General features: G+C 56.2%; 9 protein-coding genes and 1 tRNA gene. 2 read left to right on the top strand and 8 right to left on the bottom strand.

Going from position 1 to position 9,770, the window contains the following annotated elements; all coding sequences use genetic code 11:
* The 3 genes from Q1V60_RS15555 to Q1V60_RS15545 form a co-directional block, all read right to left on the bottom strand.
* A partial coding sequence (locus Q1V60_RS15555) for a DUF262 domain-containing protein (RefSeq protein ID WP_300631886.1) occupies nucleotides 1-319 on the bottom strand: 319 nt, incomplete at its 3' end.
* A 948-nt stretch (nucleotides 320-1,267) separates the two neighbouring features.
* Nucleotides 1,268-1,831, bottom strand: coding sequence for a hypothetical protein (locus Q1V60_RS15550; protein ID WP_300631884.1), 564 nt, complete (start codon nucleotides 1,829-1,831; stop codon nucleotides 1,268-1,270).
* Between the two features lie 95 nt (nucleotides 1,832-1,926).
* Nucleotides 1,927-2,002, bottom strand: a tRNA-Thr gene (locus Q1V60_RS15545).
* 324 nt (nucleotides 2,003-2,326) lie between these two features.
* On the opposite strand from Q1V60_RS15545, the gene bcsQ reads away from it, so the two are divergent.
* The gene (gene bcsQ, locus Q1V60_RS15540) at nucleotides 2,327-3,226 is read left to right on the top strand and encodes a cellulose biosynthesis protein BcsQ (protein WP_300631881.1); all 900 of its coding nucleotides are present in this window, start codon (nucleotides 2,327-2,329) and stop codon (nucleotides 3,224-3,226) included.
* A 240-nt stretch (nucleotides 3,227-3,466) separates the two neighbouring features.
* Here bcsQ and Q1V60_RS15535 read toward each other — a convergent pair whose 3' ends face one another.
* The 5 genes from Q1V60_RS15535 to Q1V60_RS15515 form a co-directional block, all read right to left on the bottom strand.
* A complete protein-coding gene (locus Q1V60_RS15535; RefSeq protein ID WP_300631878.1) occupies nucleotides 3,467-4,654 on the bottom strand; it encodes a methyltransferase in 1,188 nt (395 codons plus the stop codon).
* Entirely contained in the window at nucleotides 4,635-5,324 is a 690-nt protein-coding gene (locus Q1V60_RS15530) for an ABC transporter permease (protein ID WP_300631889.1), read from the bottom strand. Before Q1V60_RS15530 ends, Q1V60_RS15535 begins: the two co-directional genes overlap by 20 nt.
* Before the next feature lie 38 nt (nucleotides 5,325-5,362).
* Nucleotides 5,363-6,058: an ABC transporter permease gene (locus Q1V60_RS15525; protein ID WP_300631875.1), complete on the bottom strand. Its 696-nt coding sequence runs from the start codon at nucleotides 6,056-6,058 to the stop codon at nucleotides 5,363-5,365.
* A 74-nt stretch (nucleotides 6,059-6,132) separates the two neighbouring features.
* On the bottom strand, nucleotides 6,133-6,897 hold the full coding sequence (locus tag Q1V60_RS15520; RefSeq protein ID WP_300631872.1) for a transporter substrate-binding domain-containing protein: 765 nt from the start codon (nucleotides 6,895-6,897) through the stop codon (nucleotides 6,133-6,135).
* A gap of 13 nt (nucleotides 6,898-6,910) precedes the next feature.
* Complete coding sequence (locus tag Q1V60_RS15515; protein ID WP_300631870.1) at nucleotides 6,911-7,684, bottom strand: ABC transporter ATP-binding protein; 774 nt, start codon at nucleotides 7,682-7,684, stop codon at nucleotides 6,911-6,913.
* A gap of 556 nt (nucleotides 7,685-8,240) precedes the next feature.
* Here Q1V60_RS15515 and gabP point away from each other — a divergent pair.
* Nucleotides 8,241-9,632, top strand: a complete 1,392-nt coding sequence (gene gabP, locus Q1V60_RS15510; protein ID WP_300631868.1) for a GABA permease — start codon at nucleotides 8,241-8,243, stop codon at nucleotides 9,630-9,632.
* The last annotated feature ends 138 nt before the right edge of the window (nucleotides 9,633-9,770 follow it).

Genomic DNA, 9,770 nt, shown 5'->3' with positions numbered 1-9,770 from the left:
CTCGAAATCTCAAGCCTTTAAATTTTTTTGAAGTATTGCTGAGGGCGAACTTGTTGTGGTAGAAGTCTTGTATTGTTGTAACTCTTTGTTGTCCGTCGACGAGTTCTTTGTATGGTTTGTTGGTTTCTTTGCTGAATGCTTGATATAAGTAGATTTTAGGAAAAGGAAAGTCCTGTAGTATGGTGTCAATAAAATAACTGCGTGCTGTCGCTGGCCATATATCTGAACCTCTTTGATAGTTTCGGTTAATAATTACTTCCTTGCGTTCCAGCATTCCTATTAAATCAATAAGTGTTATTTGTCCAATGTTAAGATTCATATTCATTCCTTGATAGATTTAAAGACGATTTTTCTTAAGTTGTTATTCTTCTAATATTATGGCATTAGGCCACAAAACTCAAAATCATTATTTTTACTGAAAATGCATCGTTTTAAAAAAAATTGGCCAGGAAATCACTTATCCCCCTCCCGCCGACGGGGTTTGCGTCGTTTTTTTGTGCAAAGCGGGATGTAGTGCAAACAAACCTGCGGCCCAGGCGGGCCGGGGGGCTCTGCGGCCGGTCGGCAATTTCACAGATTGCAAAATTTTGAACAGAAATGCAGCGGGGTTGCAAAGCGCTGCTTCGGACGGGCCCGAACGGGGACCAGCTGGAACCCCCGGTTTCATTGGGCGGAAAGTTTGAAACCGTACAGATGCCAAGGTTTTCAAAAACGTGAGCGGTGTTTTTTAGATGGCAATTGCCTACGTGCGGGGAGAGGCAGATGCCCCTACAGCTCCTATTTTGCTTGGTCTGTAGCAATCCCGGGCAGTTTCAATTTGGTGCACTGCACTTGAAGTCTGTCGGTGCTTACCGGACGTGATTCAGGCTCGCGAAAAAAACTGGGAAGATGACAGCGATTCTCAGGCGTGGGGTGGGCATTTCAAAAAGAGTAATAAAAGCAATATGGGTCGAAAACGGGCTTGAGGCCACGGCTTTACTGGGGTTTTGATATCACATCGAAAGGTAATATGAAGTGATATGAAAGGTAATATTTGGCGAAACCCCCGGTTTCATTGGGTTTCGTTCCTTTGGAATATCACCTTATAAAAGAGTAATACAATTACTTCTATATCACTTGAATATCACCTTTTACGAATACCGCTCAAAGCCTTGCGCTGCGTGGCTTACAGCTTGATTCGGACGGCGATATTACCTTTATTGCTCTTTTTTCTGACCCGTGCACATTTTAGAAATTATCCTGGGGATGGGCAGGAGGGGACAGAGAGTTATGCGGTTTGAGCAGGCATGCTCTCGCTGATGCGCTTCAGTTGCCCATTCACCCATAGGCACATTTCAGCCATATGGATGGCGTCGTTGAAGCTGACGCTTTCCTCTGTAACGTGAACAGCGGTATTTCTGATGCGTCGTAGTTGATCCAGAGTGTCGGAGGTCAATCGATCAAGTACCCCTTCACGAGACAGTTGGCGCATCATGTCCAAGGTGCCGCGCCGAGACTGCAGATTCATCTTCTTCGCGATCTCATTGAGTTCGATCTCCACCGGTATCCATGCGCTGAGGATTGCAGCTCTTGGGTCCGCTTGAGCAAGCTTCTTGAAGGTCAGCGGTGGCTCCTCAGTTGCGATGTCCGGCGCCTCGCTTTCTGCGCCGACTTTCTCTCTCACAGCCTCCAGCCGCTCGCCGATATCAATCTGCAGATCTTTGTATTTCAGAGTTCGGATAAGCGGGAGCAGTTTGCCTAGGGGCGTACGCATCAAAATCGCCAACGCGACAACGGCACTGGGCCAGGCTATAGAGCCAATGACAGAGGATAGAAATTGCAGCCAATCCATGGGCTTAGCACCTTTCGAATAGCGCTTGTTACGTCGCTTGTTACGTACGACGCAAAAAACAAAGGCCTGCATCGCTGCAAGCCTTTGATTTTAAATGGTGCCGGCACCAGGAGTCGAACCCGGGACCTACTGATTACAAGTCAGTTGCTCTACCAACTGAGCTATACCGGCGTGTTAGGGCGACGATTATAGCGACTGGAAAGGTTCTGTAAACCCCTGAATTCTGACTATTTTTGCAAAACTGCGGTTTTTTGCGATCACCGTGTTTTTTACGCCTTCTCACTGCTTGAAAGCACGCACGGACAAATCCCTGGAAAGGGCATTAAATTGACGATCTACCGTCTATCGAAAAATACGCCGTTCAAAACATCAAAATAATGACACCCCATACCTGTTGTCACAGAATGCCCGAACAAGGACGCCTATAAAGACCTGCGGTGAGTACTCACGCTTGCCGAACTTCACGTCTTAGGGCTGCGTCGTAAGGAGCAGGCTATGAGCCTCAGGAAGGAAATCCTGGCGTTGTTCGGCAAGGACGTTACCCATGATGCCAATGGCATTAACGCGCGAATGCACTTTTTTGGCAGTGTCCCTGAAGAATCCCCTCAACCTCTCCAGCCGCTGAAGACGCCTGTGTTGCGTCCAAAAATCGTGGTGCTTGTGTCCATCAATGGCGGGGTCGGCCGCAGCACGCTGGTTACCGCGTTGAGCAGCGGTTTGCAGCGCCATGGGGAGCCGGTGGTGGCGCTGGATCTGGACCCGCAGAATGCCTTGCATCGCCACTTTGGCGTCAATTCCACATTGCCGGGTATCGGGCGCAGCAGCCTGGCGCATGTGCAGTGGGGCTCGCTGCAGCAGTCGGGTTTTGCCGGTTGCCAGGTGATCACCTTCGGCCATATCGATATCCAGCAGCAGGAGAACCTGGAACGCTGGCTCAAACAAGAGCCGGACTGGCTGGCGCGACATCTGGCGGCGTTGGACTTAAGCGAGCGGCAGACGTTGATTATCGATACTCCTGCCGGCAATAACGTGTATTTGCATCAGGCGCTGCGCGTCGCCGATGTGGTGCTGAGCGTCGTGCAGCCGGACGCTTCATGCCTTGGCACTCTGGACCGTCTGGATACATTGCTCGCGCCGCATCTTGAAGGCCAATGCCCGCCTGCCTTGCAGGTGGTGATTAACCAACTGGATGAAAGCAATGCCTTCAGCCTGGACATGGTCGAGGCGCTCAAACGTCGGCTTGGCAGAGACCTGCTCAAGGTTCATCGCGACATCGCAATCAATGAGGCGTTGGCCTTCGCGGCCGACCCGTTGGATAAGGTGAAAAAGCGGCCCGCCGGTGACGATATCAATCAGCTGTGTCTGCTACTGAAGGCGCTTAAAAAAACCGCGTGAAGCGCGGTTTATACGGGTTGTGCCAAATGCTTATGCACAATCGGTTGGTAACCGTAGCCACTCAAAAACGATTTTGCGGAGCTGTTCTCAACACGCTGCAACTGCCTGTTTTGTGTGCGTTTTATTTTATGAACAAAAAATGACCAGCGCTGCTTTTGGGCTGTAGCGCTGATAGCTACAGCCTCTGTAAAGAATTCATCAACAGAGTTATCCACAGGTAGCTGTAGGATTTTTTGCCCTCTAATCGCGCTCGGCCAGCACCATTAAGTTGCGTGGCGTCAGGGTCGGTTCACAGAAGCTGCCTAGCTCGACGTTGTAGCCTTGCTCCATCAGGAACAAAGCCCGATCCAGCACCAGCCACATTTCCAGAGGGCGGCGAAACAGGCCTCTGACCAACTCCAGGTTCCGTACTTCGGCCAGGCGGCGCCAGCCATGTGCCTCCAGCGCCACCCAATCTTGCTCGCCTGTGAATAAACCCTTGAGGTTTGCCAGCTCCCGGCAATAGTCAGCGAAGGATTTATCCAGCCATTTAGCGGGCAGGGACGGCGTCGGCAGGTAGTCGTCACAACCACGTAACTGCCGTTGCAAGCGGTCGAAGCCCAGGCGCCGGGCCATGGAGGTGTCGCGTTGCTGGCGGACACGGTTGCCGGCAGTGACGGTTTCGCTCAGCGGTAGGCCCAGATCATCGATCGACAGTTGCAGCGCAGACGCGCGCCCGGTCGCGGACAGCGCTTGATAGCTGTCGGCGTCGATGCGGTTATAGCAGCATGGCGCCAGCGCCAGTTGCTTGCAGCCTGCAGCGCTGGCCAGTTGCAGCATACGCACGTGGAGGTCACCGCAGGCGTGCAGAGCGATGGGTGTGTGTTCGGAGCTGATCGCCACATCTGCCATTACGTCTTGCAGCCGATGGGTGACGCGCAAGCTGTGGTGATCACTCAAGGCTTTGCCTGACGCGATCAGGGCCGGGTCGTATTCCAGGCAGGTCAGTTGTTGGCCGGGTTGCAGCAGGCGGCGACCGAGGTGGCCTTTGCCGGCGCACCAGTCCAGCCAGTGTTGGGGCGTTGCGGCAAAATTCAGTGCGGCGCCGAAGGCTTCGATTTGTTGCCACTTGCGACCCGGAACATCGACATTCAAGCGATGGCGAGCGGCTGCGAGTGTGTGTGTCGGCAACTTACCCACAGCGCTGAGGTGCAGCGCCTGTGCGGCCAGTTGTGGAAAAGGCGCGGGAGCCGGCAGGTGGTGGGGGTGATTGTGACTGGCTTCGGCGTCCCCCAGCGAGCGCTGGCGCAGCCATTGCGATAACGCGGGATGCGCGGTTTCCCAGGGTAATTGCAGATGGGTAAAGGGCCGTGGTCGCCACAGCCCTTGGTACTCGATCAGAAACGCATCCAGTGCCTGGAAGCGGGCCTCAACGTCCTTGGCACGCATCAACGCGCAGCCATTTCTCCAGCAGTTTGAAACCGCGCACCAGCACGTAGGCCATCAACAGGTAGAACAGCCCGGCCGCGAAGAAGATCTCCACCGGCAGGTAGGTGCGCGCGATGATGGTCCGGGCCATGCCGGTCAGTTCGAGCAAGGTCACGGTACTGGCCAAGGCGCTGGCCTTGAGCATCAGTATCACTTCGTTGCTGTAGGCCGGCAGGCCGATGCGCGAGGCGCGGGGCAGGATGATGTAGAACAGCGTCTTGGGTTTGGACATGCCCAGGGCGCGAGCCGCTTCGATCTCGCCCGGAGGAATGGCCTGGATCGCGCCGCGCAGGATTTCAGCGATATAGGCGGCGGTGTGCAGGGTCATGGTGACGGTGGCGCACCAGAACGGATCGCGCAGGTAGGGCCACATGAAGCTGTTGCGCACCGCATCGAACTGCGCCAGGCCGTAATAGACCAGGAACAATTGCACCAGCAACGGCGTGCCGCGGAAGAAGAATATATAGCCATAGGGCAGGGCGCTCACGTACCAGCGGCGCGACGAGCGAGCGATGCCGAGTGGGATCGCCAGCAGCAGGCCGGCAATCACGGCGATCGCCACCAGCTCCAGCGTCAGCGTTGCGCCCTGGGCCAATTTAGGCAACCACTTGATGATCACCGCCCAGTTCAGGCCCAGGTCGAAATGCGACAGCCAGCTGTAATCACCGCTCATTGGGCGCTCCTTGCAAAGCCGCGGGCGGCGCGTTTTTCCAGGAAGTACATGCCGATCATGGCCAGCACGGTCAAGCCCAGGTACATGAGTGCGGCGACCATGAAGAAGGTGAACGGTTGCTTGGTCACGGTCACGCCGATTTGCGCATGGCGCATGATTTCTTCCAGGCCGATCACTGACACCAACGCGGTGTCTTTCATCAGAATCATGAACAGATTGCCCAGGCCCGGCAGGGCGATGCGCCACATCTGCGGCATGATCAGCCGCGTGAAAATCCGAAATTTCGACAGCCCCAATGCCACACCGGCTTCGCGGTGGCCCTTAGGAATGGCGAGGATTGCGCCGCGGAACACTTCCGTGGCGTAGGCGCCAAAGCACAGGCCCAGGGCGATGACCCCGGCGGCAAAGGCACTCAAGGAAAGGTCGGGGTTACCAAAGAATTCCCCGAGGGCCCGCATCAGGTTGACGGTGCCGAAATAAATCAACAACACCCACAGCAATTCGGGAATACCGCGAACGATGGTCGAATAAGCACCACCCAGCCATTGCAACGGCTTGTACGGTGAAGTCTTGGCCAAGGCGCCGGCGAGGCCCAGCATCAGCCCCAGGCACAGAGCCGTGAGTGCCAGTTTGACGGTCATCAGCGCGCCGGCGGCAAGGGCCGGGCCGAATCCGTAGAGATCGAAATTCATGGTGTTTTCATATCGCGGCAGGCATTGCTGAAAGCCGACGCGCTCAGGTGAGCGCGCCGGGCAGGCCGTTCAGATCATTCGATGCTGAACGGGAAGTACTTGTCGTTGATCTTCTTGTAGGTGCCGTCCGCCTTGATCTCTGCCAGGGCTTTGTTCAGGCGCTCGCGCAGCGGGTCGCCCTTGCGTACGGCGATACCGATCTTGTCGCTTTCTACAACCGGGTCGCCCTTGAATTCAAAGGCCGAACCGTCTTTGCTCTTGAGCCATTCGTACTGCACATATTTGTCGGCCAGGATGCCATCGAGGCGGCCGGACGTCAGGTCGAGATAGGCGTTTTCCTGGGTGTCATACAGCGTGACCTTGACGTTGTAGTCATCTTCCATGTTGCGGTCGTCCAGCCAGGTACCGGCCAGCGTCGCACGTTGTGCACCGATCACTTTGCCTTTGAGGTAGGCGGCGTCGGGCTTGAAATCCGTCGTGGCTTTCGGCGCGATGAATTGCAGCTTGTTGGAGTAGTACGGGTCGGTAAAGTCGACAGCCTGCTTGCGCTCATCGGTGATGGACAGCGAGGACACCAGGAAGTCGAACTTCTTGGCGTTCAGGGCCGGGATGATGCCGTCCCAGTCGGACACATACACTTCGCACTTTTCGACTTTCATCTTTGCGCACAGGGCGTCGCCGATGTCCTTGTCGAAACCGACGACGTTGCCGCTGGCGTCTTTATTATTGAAGGGCGGGTAAGCCGCTTCGATCCCCATCTTCAAGGTTTCTGCCATGGCCGTGGCGCTGAACGCCATCGAGACGGCCGCAGCCAGAAGGAATTTTTTATAGGTCTGCATGCATGTTGCTCCGTTAGCGGTTGCTGGACATGAATTGTTTGCAGCGCGCCGAAAGCGGGTTATCAAACACCTGCTGTGGCGATCCTTGCTCTTCGACCAGGCCCTGGTGCAGGAACACCACTTCGCTGGACACTTGGCGGGCGAAGCCCATTTCGTGGGTGACCAGCAGCATGGTGCGGCCTTCTTCGGCCAGCGCGCGGATCACACTAAGTACTTCCTGGACCATTTCCGGGTCAAGCGCCGAAGTCGGCTCATCGAACAGAATGACCTTGGGTTGCATCGCCAACGTGCGCGCAATCGCTGCGCGTTGTTGCTGGCCTCCGGACAGTTGAGCCGGGTAGGCGTGGCGCTTGTCGGCGATGCCAACCTTGGCCAGCAAGGCCTCGGCCACTTCTATCGCCTCGGCTTTGCTCTGGCCGAGCACACGGCGAGGGGCCTCGATAATGTTGTCGAGGACGCTCATGTGCGGCCACAGGTTAAAATTTTGAAACACAAAACCGATTTCGCTGCGCAGCCGGTTGATCTGCTTACCGTCGGCGGCCATCAACTCGCCGTTTTTCGCGGCCTTGAGCTTGAGCTCTTCACCGGCCACCAGGATCTGGCCCTGGTGCGGGTTTTCCAGCAGGTTGATGCAGCGCAAGAAGGTGGACTTGCCGGAACCGGAGGAACCCAGGATCGAGATCACATCGCCGTCGCGTGCGGTCAGCGAGATACCTTTGAGTACCTCCAGCTCACCATAGCGTTTATGCAAGTTGCGGATTTCAAGCGCGGGCGTGGCCTCGGCCATGTGCGGTCCTCATTGTGTTCGTTGCGATCTTCGCTGTTGGGCCGCCTTCCTGGCGAGGCGCCAAGCTAGCATAGCGTTTGGATGACAGCCAACAGCGCTGCGGACGGTTAACGGGTGCTCTGCGGCAGGGTGTCGCATCGGCACAGCGGCGTGTCGCGCCATCAACAACCGAACAGACGTTTGAACCCGGAGCGTCAACAGGGCTTCGCGTAAAAAGGGCGCGATGGTGCCAGCTTTGGGCAGGTGTTGGAAGGGTTAACCGGGCAAACGGCGCTTATCAGCACTTTTATGGAGCGTCACGCACTTTTTATGTGTGTTTTTGGTGCGCTTGTTCGTTTCGAATGTGAGTCGCACGGTAACGCTATAGCGGAATGCCATTGTTCTCAACGACTTACTGTCACTACTGAATTGTCCTACGGCCCGCGTCAACTGCGACGTTGTTACATTTTGGCGCAAATCTTGCGTAAAAAATAAAGAACGCCCTGTTGGTTTCTTTTCACGAGAAAGACCGCAGGCCAGGCGAACCGTTTTCGCAATTCCTCGTAAAGGTGTGTCAATGAGTAGTACGCAAAGCTCCAATGACCTCGAACAAGGGCTCAAACCGCGTCACGTCACCATGCTGTCGATTGCCGGCGTTATCGGTGCCGGTTTGTTTGTCGGCTCCGGCCACGCGATCGCCGCCGCCGGCCCGGCAGTGCTGCTGGCCTATGCGGCTGCCGGTACGCTGGTGGTACTGGTGATGCGCATGCTGGCCGAGATGGCGGTTGCGTCGCCGGACACGGGCTCGTTCTCCACTTACGCCGACCGGGCGATCGGTCACTGGGCCGGTTTCACTATCGGCTGGTTGTACTGGTGGTTCTGGGTGCTGGTGATTCCGTTGGAAGCCAACGCGGCGGCGACCATTCTGCATGCGTGGTTCCCTGGCGTTGCCATCTGGGCCTTTACCCTGATCATTACCTTGCTGCTGACTGCAACCAATCTGTTCAGTGTGAAGAACTACGGTGAATTCGAGTTCTGGTTTGCGCTGATCAAGGTCGTGGCGATCGTGGGCTTTGTCATCCTCGGCCTGGCGGCCATTTTCGGCTTTCTGCCCACCAGCCAAGTCAGCGGCGTATCGCACCTGTTCGATACCCAAGGCTTTATGCCGAACGGCATGGGCGCGGTGCTGGCGGCGATTCTGACCACCATGTTCTCGTTTATGGGCACTGAGATCGTCACCATCGCCGCTGCGGAATCGAAGAACCCCGGCCAGCAAATCACCAAGGCCACCAACTCGGTGATCTGGCGGATTGGTTTGTTCTATCTCTTGTCGATCTTCATCGTCGTGTCCCTGGTGCCTTGGAATGATCCGACACTGGCTGCCGTAGGTTCCTACCAGACAGTGCTCGAACGCATGGGCATCCCGAATGCCAAGCTGATCGTCGACCTGGTGGTGTTGGTTGCCGTGACCAGCTGCCTCAACTCGGCGCTGTACACCGCCTCACGCATGCTGTTCTCCCTGGGCCGTCGTGGTGATGCCCCGGCTGTGGCCAAGCGCACCAATAAAAGCGGCACACCTTATTGGGCGGTGTTGCTGTCCACCGGCGCTGCGTTCCTGGCGGTCTTTGCCAACTATGTGGCGCCGGCGGCGGTATTTGAATTCCTGCTGGCCAGTTCCGGCGCCATTGCCTTGCTGGTGTATCTGGTGATTGCAGTGTCGCAATTGCGCATGCGTCAGAAGCGCACGGCGGCGGGTGAGAAGATTGTCTTCAAGATGTGGCTGTTCCCGGGCCTGACCTACGCAGTAATGGTGTTTATCGTCGGCACGTTGACCATCATGCTGTTCCAGGAAGCACACCGGGTCGAAATCATCGCAACGGGAATTCTGAGCTTGCTGGTGGTGTTGGCGGGTTTGTTTGTTGCCAGTCGTCGCAAGGCCCAGAGAGTCGGCGCTGCAGCACTGGGCTGACGGAATATAGAGCGAAATGTGGGAGGGGGCTTGCCCTAATGCCAGTCAGTTAAGCGCTAAAGCAGAAAAACCTGCGACCTGTGGCGAGGGAGCTTGCTCCCGTTGGGGCGCGAAGCGGCCCCAAAAATGGGACTGCTA

The organism is Pseudomonas sp. (assembly GCF_030147005.1).
Taxonomy (GTDB): Bacteria; Pseudomonadota; Gammaproteobacteria; order Pseudomonadales; family Pseudomonadaceae; genus Aquipseudomonas.
Note: the sequence above shows the minus strand (reverse complement) of the source record. Positions and strands in the feature narration are given on the sequence as shown.

Bases quoted from the DNA above. Each gene is read 5' to 3' on its own strand.
- Q1V60_RS15525 (WP_300631875.1), bottom strand. From the start codon at position 6,058: ATGAATTTCGATCTCTACGGATTCGGCCCGGCCCTTGCCGCCGGCGCG.
- gabP (WP_300631868.1), top strand. From the start codon at position 8,241: ATGAGTAGTACGCAAAGCTCCAATGACCTCGAACAAGGGCTCAAACCG.
- bcsQ (WP_300631881.1), top strand. From the start codon at position 2,327: ATGAGCCTCAGGAAGGAAATCCTGGCGTTGTTCGGCAAGGACGTTACC.
- Q1V60_RS15520 (WP_300631872.1), bottom strand. From the start codon at position 6,897: ATGCAGACCTATAAAAAATTCCTTCTGGCTGCGGCCGTCTCGATGGCG.
- Q1V60_RS15535 (WP_300631878.1), bottom strand. From the start codon at position 4,654: ATGCGTGCCAAGGACGTTGAGGCCCGCTTCCAGGCACTGGATGCGTTT.
- Q1V60_RS15515 (WP_300631870.1), bottom strand. From the start codon at position 7,684: ATGGCCGAGGCCACGCCCGCGCTTGAAATCCGCAACTTGCATAAACGC.
- Q1V60_RS15550 (WP_300631884.1), bottom strand. From the start codon at position 1,831: ATGGATTGGCTGCAATTTCTATCCTCTGTCATTGGCTCTATAGCCTGG.